General features: G+C 70.0%; 19 protein-coding genes. 13 read left to right on the plus strand and 6 right to left on the minus strand.

Going from position 1 to position 24508, the window contains the following annotated elements; translation table 11 throughout:
• Positions 1 to 458: 458 nt before the first annotated feature.
• On the plus strand, positions 459 to 1592 hold the full coding sequence (locus ACH4ZA_RS19735; RefSeq protein WP_398430628.1) for an SGNH/GDSL hydrolase family protein: 1134 nt from the start codon (positions 459 to 461) through the stop codon (positions 1590 to 1592).
• A 261-nt stretch (positions 1593 to 1853) separates the two neighbouring features.
• Here ACH4ZA_RS19735 and ACH4ZA_RS19740 read toward each other — a convergent pair whose 3' ends face one another.
• From ACH4ZA_RS19740 to ACH4ZA_RS19755, 4 genes are all read right to left on the minus strand, one after another.
• Positions 1854 to 2261: an FKBP-type peptidyl-prolyl cis-trans isomerase gene (locus ACH4ZA_RS19740; protein WP_398430629.1), complete on the minus strand. Its 408-nt coding sequence runs from the start codon at positions 2259 to 2261 to the stop codon at positions 1854 to 1856.
• 203 nt (positions 2262 to 2464) lie between these two features.
• Positions 2465 to 4090 (minus strand): serine hydrolase domain-containing protein, encoded by a 1626-nt coding sequence (locus ACH4ZA_RS19745; protein WP_398430631.1) that lies wholly within the window; start codon positions 4088 to 4090, stop codon positions 2465 to 2467.
• Positions 4087 to 5949, minus strand: a complete 1863-nt coding sequence (locus ACH4ZA_RS19750; RefSeq protein WP_398430632.1) for an alpha/beta fold hydrolase — start codon at positions 5947 to 5949, stop codon at positions 4087 to 4089. The genes ACH4ZA_RS19745 and ACH4ZA_RS19750 overlap by 4 nt, the downstream gene beginning before the upstream one ends.
• A 485-nt stretch (positions 5950 to 6434) precedes the next feature.
• Positions 6435 to 7481, minus strand: coding sequence for an AraC family transcriptional regulator (locus tag ACH4ZA_RS19755; RefSeq protein ID WP_398430633.1), 1047 nt, complete (start codon positions 7479 to 7481; stop codon positions 6435 to 6437).
• A gap of 118 nt (positions 7482 to 7599) precedes the next feature.
• Here ACH4ZA_RS19755 and ACH4ZA_RS19760 point away from each other — a divergent pair, with 118 nt between their 5' ends.
• The 10 genes from ACH4ZA_RS19760 (at position 7600) to ACH4ZA_RS19805 (ending at position 18506) form a co-directional block, all read left to right on the plus strand.
• On the plus strand, positions 7600 to 8535 hold the full coding sequence (locus ACH4ZA_RS19760; RefSeq protein WP_398430634.1) for an AraC family transcriptional regulator: 936 nt from the start codon (positions 7600 to 7602) through the stop codon (positions 8533 to 8535).
• Between the two features lie 173 nt (positions 8536 to 8708).
• Positions 8709 to 9614: an alpha/beta hydrolase gene (locus ACH4ZA_RS19765; protein WP_398430635.1), complete on the plus strand. Its 906-nt coding sequence runs from the start codon at positions 8709 to 8711 to the stop codon at positions 9612 to 9614.
• A 73-nt stretch (positions 9615 to 9687) separates the two neighbouring features.
• The gene (locus ACH4ZA_RS19770) at positions 9688 to 10131 is read left to right on the plus strand and encodes a tautomerase family protein (protein ID WP_398430637.1); all 444 of its coding nucleotides are present in this window, start codon (positions 9688 to 9690) and stop codon (positions 10129 to 10131) included.
• 577 nt (positions 10132 to 10708) lie between these two features.
• Complete coding sequence (locus ACH4ZA_RS19775; protein WP_398430638.1) at positions 10709 to 11593, plus strand: MBL fold metallo-hydrolase; 885 nt, start codon at positions 10709 to 10711, stop codon at positions 11591 to 11593.
• On the plus strand, positions 11590 to 13134 hold the full coding sequence (locus ACH4ZA_RS19780) for a class I adenylate-forming enzyme family protein (RefSeq protein WP_398430639.1): 1545 nt from the start codon (positions 11590 to 11592) through the stop codon (positions 13132 to 13134). Before ACH4ZA_RS19775 ends, ACH4ZA_RS19780 begins: the two co-directional genes overlap by 4 nt.
• Before the next feature lie 503 nt (positions 13135 to 13637).
• Complete coding sequence (locus ACH4ZA_RS19785) at positions 13638 to 14855, plus strand: acetyl-CoA C-acetyltransferase (protein WP_398430641.1); 1218 nt, start codon at positions 13638 to 13640, stop codon at positions 14853 to 14855.
• Positions 14856 to 14941: 86 nt separating this feature from the next.
• Complete coding sequence (locus ACH4ZA_RS19790) at positions 14942 to 15511, plus strand: TetR/AcrR family transcriptional regulator (protein ID WP_398430642.1); 570 nt, start codon at positions 14942 to 14944, stop codon at positions 15509 to 15511.
• A gap of 542 nt (positions 15512 to 16053) precedes the next feature.
• Positions 16054 to 16932, plus strand: a complete 879-nt coding sequence (locus ACH4ZA_RS19795; RefSeq protein WP_398430644.1) for an alpha/beta fold hydrolase — start codon at positions 16054 to 16056, stop codon at positions 16930 to 16932.
• 758 nt (positions 16933 to 17690) lie between these two features.
• Complete coding sequence (gene panD / locus ACH4ZA_RS19800) at positions 17691 to 18110, plus strand: aspartate 1-decarboxylase (protein WP_398430645.1); 420 nt, start codon at positions 17691 to 17693, stop codon at positions 18108 to 18110.
• A 48-nt stretch (positions 18111 to 18158) separates the two neighbouring features.
• Positions 18159 to 18506 carry a GNAT family N-acetyltransferase gene (locus ACH4ZA_RS19805; RefSeq protein WP_398430647.1) on the plus strand — a complete coding sequence of 116 codons (348 nt, stop codon included), beginning with the start codon at positions 18159 to 18161 and terminating at the stop codon, positions 18504 to 18506.
• Positions 18507 to 19134: 628 nt separating this feature from the next.
• Here ACH4ZA_RS19805 and gndA read toward each other — a convergent pair.
• Positions 19135 to 20574 (minus strand): NADP-dependent phosphogluconate dehydrogenase, encoded by a 1440-nt coding sequence (gene gndA, locus ACH4ZA_RS19810; RefSeq protein WP_398430648.1) that lies wholly within the window; start codon positions 20572 to 20574, stop codon positions 19135 to 19137.
• A gap of 250 nt (positions 20575 to 20824) precedes the next feature.
• Between gndA and ACH4ZA_RS19815 the strand changes: the two genes are divergently transcribed.
• The gene (locus ACH4ZA_RS19815; protein WP_398430650.1) at positions 20825 to 22132 is read left to right on the plus strand and encodes a transglycosylase family protein; all 1308 of its coding nucleotides are present in this window, start codon (positions 20825 to 20827) and stop codon (positions 22130 to 22132) included.
• Here the strand turns inward: ACH4ZA_RS19815 and ACH4ZA_RS19820 are convergent.
• Positions 22122 to 23399 carry a DMT family transporter gene (locus ACH4ZA_RS19820; protein ID WP_398430652.1) on the minus strand — a complete coding sequence of 426 codons (1278 nt, stop codon included), beginning with the start codon at positions 23397 to 23399 and terminating at the stop codon, positions 22122 to 22124. The two genes, ACH4ZA_RS19815 and ACH4ZA_RS19820, sit on opposite strands and share 11 nt — an antisense overlap.
• A 228-nt stretch (positions 23400 to 23627) precedes the next feature.
• Between ACH4ZA_RS19820 and ACH4ZA_RS19825 the strand changes: the two genes are divergently transcribed.
• Complete coding sequence (locus tag ACH4ZA_RS19825; protein ID WP_398430654.1) at positions 23628 to 24488, plus strand: (2Fe-2S)-binding protein; 861 nt, start codon at positions 23628 to 23630, stop codon at positions 24486 to 24488.
• Positions 24489 to 24508 lie beyond the last annotated feature (20 nt).

A 24508-nucleotide genomic window follows, 5' to 3' on the forward strand; every position in this document is an offset into this window, starting at 1 on the left:
TCGTCCGGGAACTCCCCGGCCCATCGCACGGCGGCCCTCCGGCCTCGAAGCTGACGTCGCCCTCTCCGTACCGACTTTGACCTGCCGTCAAAATACTCGCAGCGTCAGGCGAAGGACTCGGAGTCGTAGTTGATCACTCAATGAATGGCTACCGGCGAGTCCCGTGAGCAATTCCGGGTCGCTCAAGCCTTTCTGGTGGTTACACGTGCCGTCGTTATCGTCATGTTGTCTACTTCCTGTGCTCAAGTGCGTTTCGATCTTGCTAGGTTGGCTCCGCGCCTCCGAGACGAAGCCGGGCGGATCCCGCGGCTTGCGGAGGAAGCAGTTTCTCCCCCAGATCTTCACAAGACTTTCTTTGGGTGTTCGGAAACCGTTTCGGCTGAGTTTCGCTGCTTCCAGCCAGGCTTCACGCCGATCTGTTTCGGCATCCCCCCAACGCATCGGAAAGCACGCAAGTGATGAGACCCCTTCAGCGTTTCGGCCCCCTGCTGGCCGCCTCCGCCGTGACGGTCGTGCTGAGCACGCCCGGGACGGCCGCCGCCGACGACGCGACCGGCGGCAAGGACGCCACGTACTACATCTCGCTCGGCGACTCCCTGGCCGCCGGCTACCAGCCGGACGTCGACAAGGACACCGGCGTCGCCTACACCGACCAGCTCTACACGCAGCTCAAGCAGCGCACCCCCGGACTCGAGCACATACGCCTCGGCTGCACCGCTGAGACCACCGAGTCGCTGATCAACGGCGGAAAGTGCGACTACCCGAACGCCAAGTCCCAACTGGACGCCGCCCTGAAGGCCATGGCCCAGCACCAGGGCAAGGTCGCCTACGTGACCCTCAGCGTGGGGGCGAACGACATCCTCCTGAACTGCGTCAGCCCTGCCGGCACCCTCGACGGAGCGTGCCTGAGCGGCCGGAGCCAGAGCATGGCGACGAACCTCGCCCAGATCGCGGGCGCGCTCCGTAAGGCGGGGACGGAGAAGACGCAGTTCGTCGGCTCGACGTACCACAACCCCTTCCTGGCGGCGTGGTTGCAGGGCGCCGCGGGGCAGCAGGCCGCCAAGGACTCGGCGCCCCTGATCGGGGCCGCCAACGCGGGAATCGCCCAGGTCTTCAAGTCGACCGGCTTCAAGGTGGCGGACGTGGCCGGGGCCTTCTCCTCGGACGACTTCACCACTCAGGTGAACGTGCCCGGCGCGGGTGAGGTGCCGGCGAACGTGGCCAAGATCTGTCGGCTGACCTGGGCGTGCACGAAGAAGGACCCGCACCCCAACGCTGACGGTCACAAAGTGATCGCAGGTCTCTTCGCGGCGGAACTCACCGCGACCGACGCCCCCGGTTCAGGTGCGTCCCCCACCCCGGGTGAGTCGGCCACGCCCCGTGCGGGGGAGTCCGGCGACCCGAGCGAGTCGGCCACGCCGTCGCCCGGTGCGGGCACGGGGGCGAACAACCCGACCGCCGACGGGGGTCTCGCCGACACCGGCGCGTCGAGCAGCACTCCCGTCCTCGCGGGCGCGGGCCTCGCCGTCGCGGCGGTGGGGGCCGCGGCGGTCTTCCTCGCACGCAAGCGCCGTACGAGCAGCGCAAGCTGACGCACGATCAATGACGCACGCCGCCGGCCGAGGGGATGACCTTCGGCCGGTGCCCGCGTCGACCGCCGGCAGCAGAGTGCGATCCGCGGTCATAAACGAGTGAGCTCTGAGAGGCGAGAGGATGACCGTCGCCGGAGCCGGCATCCTCGCGTCGGCGGCGGTCGTCACGACGGTGGCCATCGCCTCGGCGGGGCAGTGAGGTCGGCGCGCACCGGGGCCTGTGCGTTTCCTGCGGTCGTGCGGAAACAGGAGCGGTCTCGGTCAGCGGGCGTTGCTCCAGCCGCCTGTGCTCGAGTACGAGTCGAGCAGGTCCACCACGAAGACGAGGGTCGAGCCCGCCGGGATCAACGGTGAGGGCGACTGTCTGCCGTAGCCGAGACGCGGCGGAACGACGATCTCGCGCCGTCCTCCGACCCTCATCCCCCTCACCCCCCGGTCCCAGCCCTTGATGACCCTGCCGCTGCCCAGGGCGAACTTGAACGGCTGGTCACGGCCCCAGGAGGAGTCGAACTCCTTCCCGGTCTCGAAGGTCACCCCGACGTAGTGGACCCTCACCACCGTGCCCGGCTTCACCTCGGGCCCGTCCCCGACGACCAGGTCTCGGATGGTCAGCTCGGCAGGCGCAGCACCCTTTGGGACGTCGACCTCGGGCTTCGACAGTTCACTCATCCCAGTTCCGTCCCTCTCCGTCGCATACCGCAGTGCCGGCCGACCCGGCACATGGACACTCCACGCGGCGGAGGATCACGCTAACGCGCCTGCAGATTTCCGGGGCGCACCGGATCAGGGGCCGCGCGCACGGCGGTCCGACGCACGGCCGGCGTACGAACCCGCCGCCCGCGGTACGGGGGGCGGTGCTCCGTCCACGCCCGTCAAGGCGCCTGGTGGCGGTACAGCCGTCCGTGGTTGCGCCACCAGGCCACCTTCCCGTCGGGTCCGCGCACGAAGTCGGAGCGCGTGCCGACCGGCTTGCCCTCGGGGTCCAGGTCCAGAGCGAAGTCGGTGCGGTAGAAGGCGAGCCCGACCTCGCCGGTCTGGTCCTCCGCCGAGTCCTCTTCCTCGGAAGCGACCTGGCCCGCGCTGGGGGAGCTCCGGAACGTCTGGGTACCGCGAAGCCGCCCGTTGTGCCGGGTCAGTTCGACCACGACATCCTCCACGGCGCCCTCGTCGTTGATGCGCTGGGCCATGTAGCGGCCCTCGTAGGGCGCCAGGTCCTGCCCACCCAGGACCTCGGCCGTGGCCGGCAGGTTGGTCAACCCGGCGAACCGGCGGAGCGCCCAGTCGTCGGTGAACAGCTCGTCCCTGAGCCGCGTCCCGCCTTCCGAGTTGGTCAGGAGGGTCAGGGCGAAGCCGCGGGCGGGAACCATCAGGAAGCCCGAGATCTGCCCCGGCCAGGTCCCGCCGTGCTGCACGATCCGCGGCCCCTCGGCCGTCGGGCGCAGCATCCAGGTGACTCCCATGCCGTCGAGTTCCACGACCAGCGTGCCGCCGGGGCCGGGTGCGGAGCGCATCTGTTCCAGCGATGCCCTGCTCAGCAGCCGTGTGCCGTCGGGGGCGGTTCCGTCTCCGAGGTGGAAGCGGGCCCAGCTCAGCTGGTCGCGCACGCTGGAGATCAGGCCGCCGGTCGGCGCGAGGCTGCGCGGCTGGAGCCAGAAGGACGGCTCCAGCACGGCCTTGCCGTCGACGACATTGTGCGACGCGGCGACGTTGAAGCCCACGATCTCGTCACTGGAGAAGCGGCTGTGATCGAGTCCGAGCGGATCGATGACCAGTTTGCGCACCGCCGCCTCGTAGGCAGTGCCCGTCACCACCTCGATGATCCGGCCGGCCACGCACAGCGCCGCGTTGTTGTAGGCGAACACCTTCCCGGGGGCGTTGAGTTGCGGAAGTCGGGCCATGGACGCCACGAAGCGGGCCAGCGCGTCGTCACCGGGCCCGAAGTCCTGGTAGTCGTCGCCCAGCCACCCGGGACTGTGGTCGAGCAACTGCCGCACGGTGACCTGGGCCGACGCATACGGGTCGGCCACCGTGAAGTCGGGGAGGTAGCGGCGCACCGGGGCGTCCAGCTCGACCTCGCCCCGTTCGACCAGCCGCATCACCGTGGTGCCGGTGAAGGTCTTGGTGGTCGAGCCGACCCGGAAGACGGTGTCACCGTCGACCGGGACCGGGTGATCCACATTGGTGACCCCGTACCCCTTGACGTACTCCCCGCCGTTCCACAGCACGCCCACGGCCGCTCCGGGAATCGCGTACGCCTTCATGGCCTCCTCGATCTTGGCGTCGAGGGCGCTGAACATCGGGTTCCCGGTGTCACCGGTGTCACCGGTGTCACCGGTGCCGCCGCCGTGGACGGCGGATGGCGGGGATGCGGCCGATGCCGGCGCCGGCCCCAGCGAGACCGTCGCACAGCCCACCGCTGACGCAGCGCTCAGAAAGCGGCGGCGGGACCATCGCACGGGGCCGACGTCGATGTCGTCCAGCCGCAGATCTCTGTTCACGAGGCCTCGACTCCCGCACTGCCGACGACGAACGGCACCGGTCTCACCGAGCTCACGCACCGGGTGTCCGGATGGTCGGGATCGTCGTAGAAGGAGGTGATCACCTTGGCCCCGCACGGATGGTCGAACGTTCCGTGGGCGACGCCGGCCAGGGTCACCACCGTGGAACGGGACAGCGTCCGGGCCACGTAGCGACCCCATTGAGCCCCGGTCTGGGCGTCGAAACTTCCTGAGATGGCAAGGGTGGGGATGCCGCTTCGCGTGACCGCGCGGACGGAGCCGGGTGCCTTCGGGACGTTCCATGCCTGGCATGCCTGTCGCAGGAAAGGCAGCTGGGGCGCCTGGGCGAGGACCGAGCGGGGGAGCTCGGGAAACGCTCGCATCCCCTTGGCGAGCTGCTCGGCGGGGGTCTCGAACGGCACCCATTCGCTGCACCACACGCTCAGCGAGAACCCGTGAGCGAACATCCCCTGCGATCCGGGAAGCCAGGCGGACGCCCACTGTGCGGCGATGCGCTCGGGGTGGCCGTGGGCCAGTTCGTCCACGGCCAGCGGGAAGTCGGCGGGGGCGTGGCTGGCACGCACCGTCCAGTTCAGCAGCGCCCCGCCGTCCAGGACGACCTTCACCCTGCCGACCTGCGGAACCGTCACGTGCGTGGTGACCGGATGCGCCTCCAGCTCACGCACCGTACGCAAGAAGGTGCCGCCGATGTCCGGGTAGCGCCGCCGGCAGGAGGGCTGGGCCGCGCAGGCGCCCACGATGTTGTCGAACGCCTCCCTCATGCTGCTCCACGTCCACCCGGGCGTAGCCACCGACGGCGGTACGACGCCGTCGACGGTCACAGAGCGGACTCCGTCGGGAAACATGCGCATATAGGCGAGCGCCAGCTGCGTACCGTAGGAATGCGACAGTACGTTCCACTCCCGGATTCCCAGAACCCTGCGCAGATCCGCCACATCGGCGGCGTTCTCGCTGGTGTTGTAGGCGGCCGGATCGACTCCCTGGGCTGTCAGGCGTTCGTGGCACCGGGCCGCCGCCTGGGCGTACCGGTCTCCGGTGGAGGGTGCGTCGTAGAGGAGGTGCACGCGCTCCGCGTAGAACCGGTCGATCTCGGGGCACGTCAGCGGCCGCTGGGACGAGAACGTCCCGCGCTGGGACAGGACGACCAGATCACGGTCGCGGTTGATCCCGGCCTCGGTGAGTTCCGCTATGTTCCCGAGGGCGTCGGCGCCGGGCCCGCCTGTGAGGAACACGATCGGATCGGGGTGCGGGGTCGGCGACGCCGAGCGGACGAGTGCCACGGCCAGGCGAAGGGTTCGCGCAGTGGGGTGGGCCCGGTCTTCCGGTACGACGAGGAAGCCGCAGCGGGTGTCCTTCAGCGCCCCGTAAGTGGTAGGGCACGGAGCGGACTCGAACCGCGACGACTGCTGCGTCCGCGCGGGCTCGTGCCGGGGCAGGGAGAGCATCGTTCCGGGGAAGATCCAGTGGCCGCCATCACTGGAGGCGTGTCCGTGCTGACGGGCCGCATCCTCGATGGCCTGCCGGTTGAGGGTGTAGACGGTGTCCCACCGCAGTGCGTTGCCGAGAGCGTGCCGGGCTATGTCCCACAAGGTGTTCCCGGAGACGACGGTGTGCGTGCCGGCCATTGCGTGTGCGGCCGGGGGGCCGTCGGTCGTCCCGCCCGGCAGCAGACCCGGCTGCGGGCGGCTCAGGGGAGGGGGGCCGCCCTTCCTCTCTGCGGGCCTCGGGCTGGTGGTGGCCGCGCCGGGCGTGCCGTGGGCCGGGACCGCGGTCAGCATCGTCAGGCCGGCCAGGAACATGGCGGCTGCGGCAGCGGTGCCGCGCTTGCGTATAGACATGTCGTCCTTCCGCACTGGTGCGGATCGCAACGCATCAGCACCGATCGGACTCGTCACCCGTGGGTGGAGGTTGTCAAGACGCCAGCCTGTGCGGGCGACGCATGCCACGCACTCCGGCAGACCCCGAAAGGGTCATGCACCCGCTCCGGGCGGCGACGGCTTCTCGCGAGCCCCCCATGGCCGGCTCTGCCGGCACCGGGCCCGCCAGGCATGCGTGAGCGGCGAGTCCCGGTCCTGCCTCCCTCACGGCGCGTCGCCGCAGGTCAGATCGCTTTCGCCGGGAACGGCGGGGCCACCGCCGGCGAGGGCTGTGGCATCGGCGATGAGGTTCTCGTCTCCCATCCCCTCTGACGCGCGCGGTATCCGACGCCGGCAGCAGTGCCCCGCACCTGCGCCATGCCCGGTCTTCGACGAAGGCGGCCGCGGATTTGAGACCGTGGAGAGACGAGATCTCCCGGGGCCGGCTCGGGGCTCGCGGAGCACGCTCAGTCGATGAGGGCCGACCGACCTCTCGGCTCCTGTGCTTCGCGTCGCAGTCTGGAAGGTGACGTGTCGAACCACCGACGTACCGCACGAGTGAGGCTGGACTGTTCCTGCATCCCCAGGCCGGCCGCGATCTGCGAGAAGGACAGGTCGGTCGTCGTGATCAAGTGCAGGGCCTGACTCCGGCGTACACGATCGACGACGCCGGAGAAGGTCGTGCCCTCCTTGGACAGGGACCGCTGAACTGATCGCGGGTGGAGACTCAGCAGACGCGCGACTTTCGGCAGGTCCGGACCGCTGGATCCGAGCTGTTCGCTGAGAATCGCTGCGACCAGGTCCGACATCGGCACGTGATGGTGGCCGAAGTGCGTTTCGAGATGGTCCATCGCGATGTCGTGAAGCAGGTCGTCGCCGCCGCTGACCGGTGTCGAGAACAGTTGGCTCGGGACGCGCAGGGCCGCGCTCGGACAGTCGAATCTGACCTCGGCCCCGAAGTACGCCCGGTAGGAGCTTTCCTGTGCCAGGCGAGCGTGTGGAAGCAGGACCGAACGAAGTCCGTAGGGTGCGTCGCCGTGGATCAGCGTCAGGACTCGGTGGACGATCCCGATGCCGTAGTCGATCGCCTGTGGTGATGCCTTGATGCCCGTGGTCGTGTAGCGAAGGCCGACCACACCGGGACTTCCCAGCGGATCGTCGGTTTCCTCGAGTGAGAGGGCCGGGCTGTAGACGAACAGGTACCGGCCCGCGCACTCGATGGCCTCGCCGATCGTGCGTGAGTTCTCCATGGCGATCGCCAGCGGTCCCAGCACATGCAGATCCTGCTGCGCCGCCATCCTCAAACCGAGGTCCGGAAGCGCGAATCGGCGGGCCGCTTCCTCGAGAACGCGCTCGACCAGTCGGAGACTGGCGAACGAGGTGCCCTCGGCGATCCTCGCCTCGTCGAAGCCGTATCCCGCGAGGAGTTCCGGGCCCGAGCCGCCGATCTCGGTGACGAGCGCGGAGAGCCCCTGCAGGGCAGAGCACCGGACAGGAAGATCGGTGTCACGCAAGGACAAATCCTTGTCGCCTCAGGGCAAGTACCGGAATGTTTCGACGAAGCAGACTACGAGTCACGACCGAGAGGACAGCTTCTATCGAGCTGGAGCCGAAGTGACTGTCGCCCCACCCATGCTAAGCCCCGCCGGCCTGCTGACACCCGAGGAGTTGGACGTCCGCTGGAGGCTCGCCGTCCGCGACCGCCTGGCCTCCATGGACCTGCGGCTCACCGGGCCGGCCAAGCGCCTCGGATCTGCTGAGGAGCTGGACCTCGGAGACCTGCTCATCACCGACTGGGTGTGCGCGCAGGTCGAAGGGACCCGAGGCAGAAACGCAGTGCGTCAGGACGATGACGCGCTGCTGCTCCTCGCCGCCAACGCCGGCCAACAGATCATCGAGACTGCTGACGAGACCGTCGTCCTGCGACCAGGAACGGTTCTCATCATGAGCACCCGCACCACCGGGCGGTTCGTCGTCCCGGACCACCTGGCCAAACGAACGGTCCGGGTGCCCATGAGCGCCCTGTCCCCGTTCGACGCGGGGGGCGGCGCACCCGGTTGCCTGCTCCTGGACACGGCTCAGAGCCCTTTGGCCAACCTCCTCCACGGCTTCCTCATGAGCCTGGACCGGCGCATCGGGCGGATGTCCGCGGCGGAGGCCGAGGGAGCGCGCAACTCCCTCCTCGTCCTCATCGCCGGCATGATCCGTGCTAGTCGACCCCACATCGGCGACGACGAGTTCCTGCAGTTGTTCCGGCGGCGGCTGGAGGACTGGATCGTCGACCATCTCGCCGGTGGACCGATCAGAGTCGCCGACCTCGCCGCCGCCCACAGCGTTTCTCCGAGGACGATCCACCGGGCCTTCGCGTCGACCGGGGACACCGTCGGGTCGGTCATCCGCATGCACCGCCTGGCAGCGGCCAGAGGCGACCTGGTGAACACGAACCTCTGCATCGCCGCGATCGCGCACCGGTGGGGCTTCTGCGACGCCAGCCACTTCGGACGGGAGTTCCGCCGAGAGTTCTCGCTGTCGCCCGGCGACTACCGGGAAGCCCACGGATGCGCCTGACCGTCTCCTCGTAGGCGGTGACACACCCGTACCACCCCGCGGCGCGATCCTTCTATGAGCCCTCACAGGCATTCGTGGATTCTGGGCCCGACACCGCTACTCGCGAGTTCCGGATCACTCCGGGTGAACCTCCACACGACCGACGGACCATCGCAAGCGAATCGGAAGATCACATGAATCGAGAAGACATCGAGTTCCAGGGCGAGGGCGACGTCACCCTCCGGGGCTGGTTCTATCCGGCCAGGAACACCAGCACACCGGCACCGGTGGTGGTCCTGGCGCACGGGCTGTCATGCGTCAAGGAGATGCACCTCGACGACTATGCCGTGGTCTTCTCCGAAGCCGGCCTCAACGTGCTCGCCTACGATCACCGGAACTTCGGCGACAGTGAGGGGACTCCCCGCCAAGAGGTCGACCCGGTCCTGCAGTACCGGGATTTCCGGAACGCGATCACCTACGCCACCACCCGTCCCGAGGTGGACGCGTCGAAGATCGGCATCTGGGGCTCCAGCTTCTCCGGTGGACACGTCCTCATGGTCGCGGCGATCGACAAGAGGGTGAAGGCCGTCGTCTCCCAGGTGCCGTTCATCACCGGCCCGCGCACCCTGAGCCGGGCGATCCGGCCGGACTTCATCCCGGTCTTCCGTGCGATCCAGGAGGGCGACCGACTCAACCGGTTCACCGGCGGAGAGCCCGCCATGGTCCCGGTCGTCGCGGCCGACCCTACGGCGCAGGCCGTGATGCCCGCGACCGACGCCTACGAGTGGTTCAGCAAGACGTCGGCGGACCGGGCGCCCAACTGGAAGAACGAGCTGACGGCTCGAAGCATGGAAATGGTGACCGAGTACGCCCCAGGAACCTTCATCAGCCGCATCGCGCCGACCCCGCTGCTGATGATCGTGGCCGACAACGACAGGGTGGCCCCCTTCGAGTTGGCCCTCGACGCGTACGAGGAGGCCCGGGAGCCGAAGCAGATCATCGTCAAGCAGGGCGGCCACTTCGACTTCTACAGCGGCCCCGGCTTCGACGAGCTCTCCGCAGCCGCACGGGACCACTTCGTCAAGCACCTTTGGGGCTGAGCCCCCTCCTGAGCCGCATCGCCGAGCCGCAAGCCGCACCTCCCGTCACCGACCCATCCATCAAGGAGCCGCAGTGCCGTACTGGGAGATCTTCACCCCCGAGAACGCCTTCACCCCGCAGGACAAGGAGCAACTGTCCGAGAGGATCACCTCGCTGTACACGGACTACGCCTATGACCTGCCGAAGTTCTATGTCGTCGTCCTGTTCAAGGACATGCCGGCGAACACCATGTACGTCGGTGGCAACGCGAACAACAACTTCGTACGGATCCGCGTGGACCACATCGCCCGGCAGATGGACGACCCCGAGATGCGGTTCCTGTGCATGGAGGTCATCGAGGAGAAGCTGGCGCCGTTCGTGAAGGACCGCGGCTACGACTGGGAGGTCCACATCGACGAGACCGCCATGGATCTGTGGCGCGTCCAGGGCCTCGTTCCGCCTCCGCCGGAGTCCGACATCGAGAAGCTCTGGGCCAAGGAGAACCGGCCCGTCCCCTACGGGCAGCCGGCCGGCTGATCCCCTGACCGAGGTCCCGAGGCACCGTTGGGGTCCTGTCCACCGTGCGGGCCCGGGACCTCATCCATCTCCGGATCCCCGAGGGCGACCTGGGAGCCGGGGAAGGATTCCCCACATCGACCTCCCCACATCGACCTGCCGACAACTGGCGCAGGCCGCTTCAGCAGCGAAAGAGAGGAGGCGCTGCGTGCGGTCGTCGCGGGGCCGAGCACCCTCGCCTACGAATGTGGGGCGGACGACGGGCGCACTGACGCGGATGACGGCGTACGCGGATACCGCGCCCGCCGCTACCGGTCGCGGGGTCCCGCGCGATCTCTGACGAGCCGGACCACCGCGGCGATGATCCCGCTGTCCGGACTTTCCGCTCCCTGCCGAGCGAACGGCGCGTCGTGCCGACCGTCGCGATCACTCCGGCACTCCGCGCTGCCGCGGTGGTGCTCGAGAGCAACGTGGCGCTCGTATACCAGCGCTCGGCGCACTCGTTCTACGAGTCACCGAGCGTGCGTTCATAACGTGACTTCGCCGCCGACGTGCGCAATGCCGCGTCGGCCGACAACACCGCAACCGGAGGCACCTCGTGACCACTGACACCCACTCCTCGCCGGCCCCACCCATCCGCGCCACGGTCTTCGTCGGGCGATGGCCGAATGTCCCGGCCGAGGAGTTTCCCGGCGTACCGAACGGCACCTTCTCGCCCACCACGGCCACGCTCGTGAGCGGTGCCACCGAGGTGGTCCTGATCGACGCGCTCTACCTCAAGGACGACGTCCGCGACCTCGGTGACCTGATCGAGCGCACCGGCAAGAAGCTCACGACGATCTACATCACCCATGATCACGCCGATCACTACCTGGGCTTCGGACCGCTCCTGGAGCGGTTCCCGGAGGCGAAGGCCGTGGCGCTGCCCCACGTGGTCGAGTCCATGAAGCAGACCATGCAGCTTCAGATCGAGCAGTGGGGCATGCTGTTCGGCGACTCCTGCATCATGGCGGGGCCGCTTCCGGAGCCACTCGAAGGCGACACGCTGTACGTCGACGGATCTCCCCTGCACATCATCGAGGTGAAGCAGGCCGACATCCATCCCACGAGCATCGTGCACATCCCCGAGATCGACGTCGTCGTGGCCGGTGACTCCATCTACAACGAGATCCACCCGATGCTCGGCCTGTCGACGCCCGACGAGTGGCAGGACTGGCTCGGGACCGTCGACACCGTGGAGAGCCTCCGCCCGCGCATGATCGTGTCCGGACACCGCAGGCCCGACGGCGACGACTACGCGGTCGAGACGATGATCGCCCAGACCCGCGCCTACATCCAGGACTTCGCGGCTGCCTCCGAGGCCGCGAAGGACGCCGAGGAGCTGGTGGCCACCATGGTGGAGAAGTACCCGCACCACGGCAACGTCTGGACGCTCCGGTTCTCCGCCGGCGAGGCGATCGCGAAGCGCGACGCCGCTGAGTGACCGAGCCCGTCACCCGAAGCCCGCACTGTTGCCTTCGCGTTGAAACGCGCCACACCACGATAGGTGACCTCACCATGGAATTCGCCTCGCTGCCCGACCGTCGCGCCGCATCCACTCCGGACGGGCCCGCGGTTGCCGACGGGCGTCAGTCGCTCACCAATGCCCGGTTCCTGACCCGTGTCCGGGCTGCTGCTCGTCACCTTCAGGACCTTGGGATCGGTACCGGCGATGTCGTGGCGCTCAAGCTGAGGAACCGCGTCGAGTTCGTGTTCCTGCTGTTCGCGGCCTGGCGGCTCGGGGCGACCGTCACCCCGGTCAATCCGAGCCTGACGGAGGGTGAACTCTCAAGGCAGCTCCACGACTCGGGCGCACGCGTGCTGGTCGTCGAGGACGGCACGACCGCTGCAGGCGTCGCCACAGTGGCCGTCGACGACCTGTACGGAGAGGCGGTGGGATCGGGTCCGACGCCGCAGCCGGACTCGACCGCGCCGGCACTCCTGATCTACACCAGCGGAACGACGGGCGTGCCGAAGGGCGTGATGCTCGACCACTCCAACATCGACGCGATGGCGGCGATGGGGTGCCAGGCGGTCGAGACCGGGCCGACCGACCGCTGCCTGCTGATCCTGCCGCTCTTCCACGTCAACGCCATCGTGGTCAGCGTGCTCATGCCGCTGGTCGCAGGCGGCAGTGTCTTCATCACCGACCGGTTCGACCCCAAGACCTTCTTCGATCTCGTCGAGCGGGAGCGACCCACCTACTTCAGCGCCGTGCCCACGATCTACAACATCCTCGAGGCGCTGCCGGCCGACGTCCGACCCGACACGTCCTCGCTGCGATACGGCACGTGCGGCGCAGCACCCGCCTCCGCCGAGTTGCCGATCCGATTCGAGGCTCGGTACGGCTTCCCCGTCATCGAGGGTTACGGGCTGTCCGAAGGAACCTGCTTCTCCACCGTCAACCCCGTCGCGGGTCCGCGCCGCGCAGGCACCGTGGGGGTCGCCGTCCCGGGGCAGGAGCTCCGGATCGTCGACGAGCAGGGCAACGAGCTGGCGACCGGCAGGGATGGTGAGGTCATCGTGCGTGGCCCCAACGTCATGCGTGGTTATCTCGGCCGGCCGGAAGACACGGCGAAGACGATCGTGGACGGATGGCTGTACACGGGCGACGTGGGCCACCTGGACGCGGACGGCTACCTGACCCTGGTCGGGCGATCGAAAGACATGATCATCCGTGGTGGCGAGAACATCTACCCCAAGGAGATCGAGGACGTCCTCACGTCTGACCCGTCTGTCCTCGAGGCCGCCGTCATCGGTGTGCCTGACGACAAGTGGGGAGAGGTGGTGGTCGCCTACGTCCAGCCGCGGCCCGGTGCAACTGTCCACCCCGCGGCTCTGGAAGCGCTGACTGCGCAACACCTCAGCGGCTACAAGCGGCCGACGTCGTTCCTCGTGGTCGACGCCATCCCCAAGAACGCTGTCGGGAAGATCGACAAGCCCTCGTTGCGGGCCGCTCACGCCGCAGCCCTGTCATCCCACTGACCGCCGGTGGTTCCCCGGTCATGGAGGGCCCGCCCTCTTCGAAGGTCGGGTGGCCCGGGGGGCGAGATCCCCTCCCGCCACCCGAACGCACTCTGAGGTGCCGGCCGCAAGGGGCCGGCGTGACGCTTCAGGGGGTGGCGGCGCCGCGACGGGCCCCGGCCTGTCCTTCGCACCGGCGTCGATCCGGGGCCGACAGTGAGCGCGCACCGGAGCGGCGAGCGCCGCCGGGAGGCGTGGGTTCGAACTGCCGGAGCGAGGCAGGCGCCCCCAGGGAGGCTGACAGGCTGATCATCCCCAACTCGACATCTGGGTACTCGACTTCTCCGGGAAACCGGGGCGCTCGTGGGGCCGTCTGGCGCGGACGTACCACGGAGAGGCGCGATCGTCCTATGGAGTACCTGTTCCGGGTGGCTACCTTGCTGACGTAATCCCTGTTCTGCCGGAGCTCGAGAGCCGCTCGCCCGGACAGAACCCATCGCCAGATCTCCGAGAAGAGCACCCAAATGCCCGAAGCCGTGATTGTGTCCTACGCCCGCTCGCCGATCGGTCGGGCGTTCAAGGGGTCGCTGAAGGAGATGCGCAGCGACGATCTCGCCACCCAGGTGATCGCTGCGGCGCTCGCCAAGGTTCCGGGACTCGACCCCGACGAGATCGGAGACCTGATCCTCGGCTGCGGTCTGCCCGGTGGTGAACAAGGCTTCAACTTGGCGCGCAACGTCGCCGTCCAACTGGGCTACGACAACCTGCCGGGCACCACGGTGACCCGCTACTGCTCATCGTCGCTGCAGTCGACGCGGATGGCCTTCCACGCGATCAAGGCAGGCGAGGGTTCGGTCTACATCTCGGCGGGCACAGAGGCCGTGTCCCGGTATGTCAACGGCAACTCGGACTCCTGGCCGGACACGCAGCATCCCGCGTTCGGCGTCGCTCAGGCCCGCTCGGCCGCCAGGCAGGCGAGCCACGAGGCCTGGACCGACCCTCGGGAGTCGGGACTGGTGCCCGACGTGTACATCAGCATGGGTGAAACCGCGGAGAACGTCGCCTCCCTCACGGGCATCGGTCGCGAAGAGCAGGACCGGTGGGCGGTTCGTTCGCAGCACCGAGCCGAGGAGGCCATCGCGCGCGGCCACTTCCGCAAGGAGATCACCCCGATCACCCTGCCCGACGGCTCGATCGTGACCGAGGACGACTGCCCGCGGCCCGGGACGACGCTGGATGCGGTCTCCGCGCTCAAGCCGGTCTTCCGTGAGAAGGGCTCCGTCACCGCCGGCAACTCGTGCCCGCTCAACGACGGAGCGGCGGCCCTCGTCATCATGTCCGACGTCCGGGCGCGTGAACTCGGCCTGCAGCCGCTGGCCCGCATCATCTCCACCGGCGTGACCGGTCTCTCGCCGGAGATCATGGGCCTCGGCCCCATCGAGGCCACCCGTCAGGCACTCGACCACGCAGGCCTGACCATGAGCGACGTCGACCTCGTCGAGATCAACGAAGCGTTCGCCGTGCAGGTGCTCGGCTCTGCACAGGCGCTCCGGATCGACGAGGACAGACTCAACGTTTCGGGCGGGGCCATCGCGTTGGGCCACCCGTATGGGATGACCGGAGCGCGGATCACCGGATCGCTCATCAACAACCTTCAGGCCCATGACAAACAGATCGGCCTGGAGACGATGTGCGTCGGCGGCGGGCAGGGCATGGCCATGCTGATCGAGCGGCTCGCCTAGGGTGCGGCCCGTCGGTCCCGGCGCGCGCAGAAGGAGCTGTAAACCGATCGGTTTTCATCTTGTCCGCGTCGAGTTAACCTCGCGGTATGACCACCGAAGTGAAGCCGAGTACCAGGCAGCGGCTGCTGGAGGCGGCGGCCACGCTCACCTACCGAGACGGTGTCGGCGTCGGCGTCGAGGCGCTGTGCAAGGCGGCGGGGGTGTCGAAGCGTTCCCTGTACCAGCTGTTCGAGAGCAAGGACGAACTGCTGGCGGCGAGCCTGGGTGAGCGCGCCTCTGCCTTCGCGGCCGGGTTCCTGCCGGCGGCGGACGAAGGCCGTTCACCCCGCGAGCGGATCCTGTACGTCTTCGACCAGCTGGAGGAGCAGGCGGGTGCGCCCGACTTCCAAGGGTGTCGGTACCTGGCTGCTCAGGTCGAGCTCAAAGACCGGAGCCATCCTGCGAGCCAGGTGGCCCACCGGGTCAAAGAGGATCTGACCGTCTTCTTCCGTGCCGAGGCCGAACGGGGCGGGGCGAGCCGTCCCGGCCTGCTGGCCCGGCAGCTCAGCCTGGTCTTCGACGGCGCCAGTGCCCGCGCGGGGATCGGAGCCGACAATCTGGCAGGGCTCGTCATGCCCACCGTGACCACCCTGCTCGATGCGGCAGGCATGCACTGACGCATCCCCTCTCGAGCAGGCGCCGTGACCGTGCCCTCCCCGGGGCGATGGCTCCCGCCCCCTGATTCCCCGCAATCGAGGGGAATCCGGCGGCTGCAAGGGTGTTGACGGGCGTGCCGCGCGCCAGGAAGGCCGTCGTCTCGTCGACGTCGGCGCCCAACGGCAGGCGCGATGTTTCCCGGGGCCTCATCCGGTCGGCCCGGGCCACTTGGCCGCATCACCTTTAGCCTCGGCGGCTCGCCACGGCGGCGTAGCCCTGCACCTGCAGCCGGAGCGTTTGGACGTGCCGTAGTGGCCCTTGAGTGCGGAATCGGCGACCGCTGTGCGGATGGCACTCCCGCGTACGCGTCTCTCCTGTGTGCTGACCCCGTTGCTGGGGCTGGCGACCTCAGCCTTGCGCAAGGAAACCGATCGGTTTACGATGATGGAAACCGGTCGGTTTCTCGATGAATCCAAGGGCTGGTCCATGGTCATGCCCCCTTCGGGCGGGCCCTGTCCGAATCACTCGTCCGCAGCAGTTCACGCAAAGGGAAGCCAGCGAGATGCCCAGCTCAGAGCCCCGTCCCACGATTCACATCCCGGGAACCACCAGCCACACCATCGCCCCCCGCGCAGGACACCGCAGCGACGAGGGGACCCTGCGCTACCTCAAGGCGGGCAGCGGCGCCCCCCTGGTCCTGCTGCACACCGTGCGTACCCAGGCCGAGCACTTCCGTCTCCTCATCCCGCTGATCGCGGACCGGTACACCGTGTACGCCCTCGACCTGCCGGGGATGGGCTACTCCGAGATCGTGCCCGGGGCGTCCTACGACGAGCCGGCCATGCGCGCGGGCGTCGAGCGACTCCTCACCGAACTCGACCTGCAGGACGTGACGTTGGTCGGTGAGTCCATGGGGGCGGTGCTCGCCCTGACCGCCGCGGCCGACCTGCCGGAGCGAGTACGGCGCGTGGTCGCGGTCAACACCTACGACTTCCCCGGCGGTATCGCCCGGTCCAGCCTCCTCGCCCGTGTGGTGGTCAGCGGTGTCCTCACTCCGGGGGTGGGCCCGGTGGTCGCCGGGGTGGAGCCCAAGCCCGTCGTCCGCAGGATCCTGCAGGGCGGGCTGGTCGACAGGACCGCGCTGCGGGAGGACTACCTCGACGAACTCCTCCAGGTGGGCAGCCGCCCCGGTTACCCGAGCGTTGCCCGGGGCGTGTACCAGAACATGCCCAGCCTCATCGCCGCTCGTTCGCGCTACCCCGAGGTCAAGGCGCCTGTCCACCTCGTCTACGGGGAGAAGGACTGGTCGCGGCCATCGGACCGGAAAGCCAACAAGGAGATGCTGCCGGCCGCCGATTTCACGCAGGTGCCGGGAGCAGGCCACTTCATCGCCTTGGAACGGCCCGACCTGCTGGCCGACCTGCTGAACGCGGTTGCGTGACTGTCCCGGGAGCGCCGTGGTCACCCCCCCCGTTCGGGTGTAGTGCGTGACGGGGACCGGGTTCGACCGTCAGCCGGTCCGGGTGAAGTATCCACACAAGGAACTTCATCGCGAGACTCCTGGCGGACAGCTGCGACATCTGCGGACGCAAGGGCAACGTGCTGGAGCGGCGCACGATCTCGGCGATCCGGGCCAGCGTCCAGCATTGGTCGGGCCGGCCGGAGGCGGCAGGGCCGGCATGCAACACCGTCTCCAGTACGCGTAGTCGTCCCGAGCCGGGCTTGCAACGGGCACCACCAGGGCTTCTGGAGGCCAGGGCCTGCCGACCACCCGTAGCCAACGCCCGCTGCCAGCGGTTCGCCGATATCCGGGTCACCGAACCGCCGGGCCACCTCCCCGTCACTTGCCCCGGCTTCGAACAGGTCAGCGGCTGCCGGCCGGACCTGCTCACGCCGACTCCGTTCCTCGTCCGTCAACCCACTGGCATCGTCGACCCACTGCCATCGGGATACCTCATCCGCACCTTTAAAGATCTCTGGATGATCAATTCCAAGGGGCAGCGGTCGTACATTGTCAGCGAGCGGAGGGTGTCCTGTCCGGTGGCATCGTCGTGCCAGATCACGGCGGCCAGGGCGAGGATGCGATGCGGATGGAGCGATGTTGCTCACAATCGTCGACTTCGGCGCGTGCCCGTGTAGAGTGCATACCGCCCTTGACCTGCACAAAGCAGGCAGGGAGCCGTCTTCCGGGAGTTGAAAATGCTGCGCACCATGTTCAAGTCCAAGATCCATCGTGCCACCGTCACCCAGGCCGACCTGCACTACGTGGGATCGGTGACCATCGACGCCGACCTGCTGGACGCCGCCGACCTGCTGCCGGGCGAGCTCGTGCACATCGTCGACATCGACAACGGGGCCCGGCTGGAGACGTACGTCATCGAAGGGGAGCGCGGTTCCGGCGTCGTCGGCATCAACGGCGCCGCCGCGCATCTCGTGCACCCCGGCGACCTGGTGATCATCATCAGTTACGCTCAGGTGACCGACGCCGAGGCGCGGGCGCTGGAGCCGCGGATCGTGCATGTGGACCGTGGCAACCGGATCGTCGCCCTGGGCGCCGACCCCTCGGAGCCGGTACCGGGCACGGACCAGGAGCGCAGCCCGCACGCGGTGTCGGCCTGACCGAAGCAGCCGGCGCCGGCCGGCGCAGCGATCGCACCGGGAGTGCCCATGAGCGACATCGAGATCCGTGACGACCGGGCGGCGGGCCGCCTCGAAGCCGTCGGCGACGGTGGTGAAGTCGTGGGCCGTATCGAGTACTTCGTCCTCGAGTCGCCCGCGACCGCGCTGGTGCCGGTGCACACCGTCGTCGAGCCGGCCCACGAGGGCAAGGGCGTCGCGGGGTCGCTGGCGCGCGAGCTGTACGCGCTGGCCGCGCGCGACGGTGTCCCGGTGGCGCCGCTGTGCCCGTACGTCGTGAAGTGGGCGGCACGGCATCCCGAGGAAGCCCCCGCCGCGGACCCCGAGCTGCTGAGCGCCGCGAAGGACTGGCTGCGCGCCCACCCCGGCCGGTTCTGACCTTCGGGCCCCGGGCCCGGGCGTCCTGTGTATGGCCTCCCGGGCGATCTGCAAGCCAAAGGGGCCGATGGCCGGGGGGCGTGCCGTTAGGTGGCCCGGGAGCCCGGCGGGCGGGACAGCGGCCCGTCGGCGGCGCCGTCATCCCGGCGACGGTGGTGCGGGCGGCCGTGGGGCGGGCGGTTCCGGGGCTCGGCCGGTCGCGGCCACGCGGGTGAGTGTGCGGGGCGGCCCCGGGTACGCGGGGGAGTAGTTCCACAGCCAAGCACCCCGCAAGCGGCCGGAGGACACGATGACCGACCCGTACCCCGCCCCCGTCCCGCCCGGGCCGACGCCGGGCCCCGACCCCGTTCCTCCGGAGCCCTTCCCGAGCCCGGAGCCCTTCCCCAGCCCGGTGCCCACGCCCGAGCCGCAGCCCCCCGGCCCGCAGCCGCCCGGCCCGGATCCGGCGCCGCCCCCGCAGCCGGGGCCGCCGGACCCGTCCCCGTCGCCGATCCCGCCGGGGCCGGAGCCCGTCCCCAGCCCGGAACCGGGCCCACCCCTGACCTGACCGGCGCGGTGGCGGTGGGCGGCCCCGGCACCGCTCACCGCCGGCGGGCGCTTACCGGGGCGCGGGTCCCGGGAGCTGCGCCTACGCGTCCACCTCCGAGCGGTCCCCGCCCCACAGCGTGTGGAACGCGCCCTCCCGGTCCACCCTCCGGTACGTGTGCGCCCCGAAGAAGTCCCGCTGCCCCTGTGTGAGCGCCGCAGGCAGCCGCTCCGCCCGCAGGGCGTCGTAGTAGGCCAGTGCCGCCGCGAAGCCGGGTGTCGGAACGCCCTGCAGCGTCGCCGACACCAGCACCTCGCGCCACGCGTCCTGCGCCGCCGCGATCTCGGAGGCGAACGTCGCGTCGGAGAGCAGGCTCGGCAGGTCGGCCCGGGCGTCGTACGCGGCGCGGATCCGGTCCAGGAAGGCGGCGCGGATGATGCAGCCGCCCCGCCAGATCGCGGAGACGGCGCCGAGGTCGACGTCCCAGCCGTACTCCTCGCTACCGGCCGCGATCTCGTGGAAGCCCTGCGTGTACGACACGATCTTGGAGGCGTACAGCGCCTGTTCCACCCGGTCGGCGAAGGCCTGCGCCTCGGCCTCGCCGAGCGCGGCGGCCTTCGGTCCCGCCAGAGTGCGCGAGGCCTCGCGCAGACCCGCGTGTCCCGACAGCGACCGTGCGAAGACCGCCTCCGCGATCCCCGACACCGGAACCCCGAGGTCGAGCGCGATCTGGACGGTCCAGCGGCCGGTGCCCTTCTGCTCGGCCTGGTCCACGACCACGTCCACGAAGGGCCTGCCGGTCGCCGCGTCCACGTGGGACAGCACCTCGGCGGTGATCTCGATCAGGTAGGAGTCGAGGCGGCCCGTGTTCCAGGTGCGGAAGATGTCCGCGATCTGCGCGGGCTCGTACCCGGCGACGTCGCGCAGCAGCTGGTACGCCTCGCCGATGAGCTGCATGTCGGCGTACTCGATGCCGTTGTGCACCATCTTCACGAAGTGGCCAGCGCCGTCGGGTCCCACGTGGGTGACGCAGGGCGCCCCGTCCGCGGCCTTGGCGGAGATCTTCTCCAGCATCGGGCCCAGCGATTCGTACGACTCGGGGGAACCGCCCGGCATGACGCTGGGGCCGTGCAGCGCGCCCTCCTCACCGCCGGAGATGCCGGCTCCGACGAAGTGGAGTCCCTGTTCACGCAGTTCGCGCTCGCGGCGCCGGGTGTCGGCGAAGTGCGCGTTGCCGCCGTCGATGATCATGTCGCCGGGCTCGAGCAGCGGCGCGAACTCCCGGATCACCGCGTCGGTGGGCTCACCCGCCTTGACCATGACGACCAGGCGGCGGGGTCGTTCCAGCGCCGCGACGAAATCCTTGGCGGTCTCGGCCGCCACGAACTCGCCCTCGTGACCGAACTCCTCCACCAGCGCGTGGGTGCGTGCCGCCGTGCGGTTGTGCACCGCGACCGCGTAACCGTTGCGTGCGAAGTTGCGGGCGAGATTGCGGCCCATGACCGCGAGTCCCGTGACGCCGATCTGGGCTGAAGTGCTCATACGGGTGGCTCCTCCGGAGGTGCGCGTCGGTAGCGTGCTGTCATCCTGTCGTCCTCGGGTCCATCTTGACGGGTTTCCCGTGCCGATTCGTCGTGCGACCGGCCCGCGCAGGCCTGCCGGCGGCCCTCCCGGCGGCCCTCCGGCGGCGGCCGTGCTCCCGACGGCGTCGGAGCGGCCGGTTGTCGCCTTGTCATGGCCTGTTCGCAGCCCATACTTTTGCCGCTCCTGACGCAATGTCGAGGGGGACCCCATGGCCGTACGCGGCCGGCACCGCCGGTATCAGCCGAACAGGATCAACCGCGCCTCACTCACCGTCACGGCGGGCGGTGCCGGCATCGCGATACCGCTCATGGGCGCGGCGACCGCGCAGGCGGCCGACGCCGACACCTGGGACAAGGTCGCCGCCTGCGAGTCGACGAACGACTGGGACATCAACTCCGGCAACGGCTACTACGGTGGACTGCAGTTCACGCAGTCCACCTGGGAGGCGTACGGCGGCACGCGGTATGCGCCCCGAGCGGATCTGGCCACCAGGGACCAGCAGATCGCCGTGGCGGAGAAGGTGCTCGACGGGCAGGGGCCCGGTGCGTGGCCGGCGTGCTCGGTGCGGGCCGGCCTGAGCCGCGGCGGCGACGCCCCCGACGTCCACCCGAACGGCTCGGGGAGGACGTCCGCGAAGAGCGGCACGAGCGACAAGGGCGGCACGTCCCGGGCGACCGGGGCGACGAAGTCCGGCACGTCGGGGACGTCCCTGGACGACGTGCGGCCGCAGAGCACGCCGCAGTCCCGTGCGGGCACCGCGGAGATGTACACGGTCGTCCGCGGCGACACCCTGTCCGGCATCGCCGACGACGAGGACGTCCGCGGCGGTTGGCAGGGCCTGTACGCGGCGAACCGGACGGTCATCGGCTCCGACCCCGACCTGATCCTGCCCGGGCAGCGGCTCAGTCTGCGGGCCGGAGCGACGTCCGCCGGCGGCAGCACGTCGGGCACTCACGGCAGACCCAGCGGCCACGGCAAGCCGGGCGCTCACGGCAGACCCAGCGGTCACGGAGAGCAGCACAAGCAGAGCAAACCGGCCAAGAACTCCAAGAACTCCAAGAACTCCAAGGGGTCCAAGGCGGAGAAGGGCGACGGCGGGACGTCGGCCGGGCGCTCCTTCGTGGCTCCCGTCGACGCGGCCACCGGAACGCGATACCACGCGTCCGGTTCGTCCTGGTCGAAGGGCTACCACACCGGGGTCGACTTCCCCGTGGCCACGGGGACGACGGTGAAGGCGGTCGCTGCCGGGGAAGTGGTGAGCGCGGGCTGGGGCGGGTCGTTCGGCTATCAGGTGGTCATCCGGCACGGCGACGGCCGCTACACCCAGTACGCCCACCTGTCGGCCATCTCCGTGCGGGACGGCCAGTCGGTGGGCGCCGGCCAGCGCATCGGCCGGTCCGGCTCCACGGGCAACAGCACGGGCCCGCATCTGCACTTCGAGGTGCGGACGGGGCCCGGCTTCGGATCGGACGTCGACCCCGTGGCGTATCTGAGGGCCGGCGGCGTCAGGATTTGACCCGCACCCGGTGCCGGTCCACCGTGACCGGCACCGGGATGTGCAGCCCCCCGTAGAGCGGGGTGTAGAACGACGGCAGGACGGCGGCCGTCACGGCGTCGGCCGACTGCCCGGCGCGTGCGTCCTCGTGCAGGTCGCCCAGGCCTTCCAGATCGTTCCGGGCGTCGTCGTACCGGCCGTCGCGGAGGCGGTCGTCCGCCCCCCGCGCCTTTCCACCGGCGAGCGAGGCGGGGATCAGGCGGTCCGGGCCGGTCCCGGCCGCGGCACCCGGCTCCACGGCGACGGCGGCAGGCGCCGGGAACGTCACAGCCGCAGCAGGCGCCGGGAGTGCCGGGAACGGTGCGGCCGCGGCAGGCGCCGGGACGGTCGTCGTGACGTCGTCGGGCCGCGTACGCGCGGCCGGCACGCCGGCCGTCGCCGGCTCCGGCTGAGCATGCGTGGTCTGCAGACGCTCCGTCGTGAGCAGGATCAGTCCGCCCGCGGCCACCACGGCGCAGCCCAGGGCGAGCACGGTGCCCGTGGTGCCGTGGCGGAAGGTCTCGCCGAACATCGTGATGCCGACCGCGGCCGCCACCACCGGGTTGATCACGGTCAGCGTGGCCAGCGGTGCGGCGAGGCCCGCGCCCCGGTAGGACGCCTGGGAGAGCAGCATGCCGGCCGTGGCCAGCACCCCGATGACGGCCAGCGAGGGGATGTCGGCCGACGAGACGCCGTCCGTCCAGTCGACCGCGACGGTCTTGGTGAACACCGACGACATGCCGAAGGCGATGCCCGACGCGGTCGCCAGCAGCACGCTGCGGACCACCGGGTGCCGGTGCGCGGCCCGCCCGGCGATCATCAGGGTGACCACCGCGCCGGCGGTGATCACGGCCACCGTGATCCGCTGCGCGGTGGACAGCGACTGTGCGTCGGCCGCCCCGACCAGGGACAGCAGGCCCGCGAGACCGACCGTCGCCATGATCGCGCCCCGCCAGGCCGTCGCCCCGGCCCGGCGGCCGACGAACAGCGCGGCCATGGGCAGCGCGAACACGATCGTCAGCGCGCCCAGCGGCTGGACCAGACTGAGCGGACCGTAGGCGAGCGCCACCACGTGCAGGAGTCCGCCGAGGCCGTTCAGCGCCACCGCGGCCCACCAGCCCGGGCGGCGCAGCGGAGCGTATTCCCCGTCGGGGGAGGACACCGCCACCTGCTCCTGCACGATCGCCCCGCCCGCGTAAGCGACAGCGGAGACGAGCGACAGGACCACGGACAACGCGAGGGCGCTCATGAGCTGCTCCTCTGCGTGAGGCGGGGGCACACGGCCCGGCGCGGCGTACGGTCGGCTCTCATAACCAACACGATGCCTTGTCGATCTGTTCCCGTCGTCGTCCCTGAGCACGCATTGGGTCCTACTGCCGATGGAGTACGAAAGGACCTCCGTCCTCCCTCAGGCGGGTGACGGACCAGGGATCCCCCTGACCCCGGCCCCTGCCCTCCCTTGGTACTACTGGACTTCGTGGACCTCGACCCCGAACTCGCCCTGCTCCGCCCGCTGGGCGGGTTCTTCGCCCTGCGCACGCCACTAGGGAGCCCAGGAGAGCCCGACCCCCGGCTGCCCACCCTCGCGCAGGCCTACGCGCGGACTCCGGCGCCGCCCACGGCGGGCGCCGCCGGGAGCTCCGGAGCGGAACGTCACGAGGACCCGCTGGCCTTTCGTGTCCGAAAAGTGACCCGCGCGCTACGAGCGCCCGAGGAGCGGATCGGCGCGTCCGTGGCCCAGCAGGGGCTGGCGGCCCGGCTGTGGTCGGTCGCCGTGGGCTGCACCGTCCTGTACGGGTGCGTCCCCGACCTCGCCCCCGGGCTGCTGCGCTGGGACCCGGACGCGGCAGCCCCGGACGACCTGTGGCTGACGCGGGTGCGGGCCCGGCCCGGGGACGCGGCGGGCGTGGCCGAGCCGGCGACGGGCGCGGGCGAGTCCGTGGCGGGCATGGCCGGGTCCGTGGCCGGCGTGGCCGGGTCCGTGGCGGCGGCCGTCCTGGAGGACCACCTCGAACCCCTCTCCGCGGCCCTGCGCGCCCGCTGCCCGGTCGCGCCCGGCCTGCTGCGCGGCAACGCCGCCTCCGCCCTCGCCGCGACGGCGCGTCTGCTGGTCGGGTGGGCGGACGGGCACGGCCGCCCGGACGTCGCCGCACGCACGCGTGATCTCACCGCGGCGCTCCTCGCCCACCCGCTCCTCACGGACACCGGCACGCTGTCCGACGGCGTCTTCCGCCGCCGCAGCTGCTGTCTCTACTACCGGGTCCCCGGCGCAGGCCTCTGCGGCGACTGTTGCTTCACACGATCCCCGCGCTCTTCCCCGCGCGCCCCGTCTGGGTGACCATGAAGGGAGTCGGCCGC

The organism is Streptomyces sp. NPDC020597, from assembly GCF_044335095.1.
Classification (GTDB): domain Bacteria; phylum Actinomycetota; class Actinomycetes; order Streptomycetales; family Streptomycetaceae; genus Streptomyces.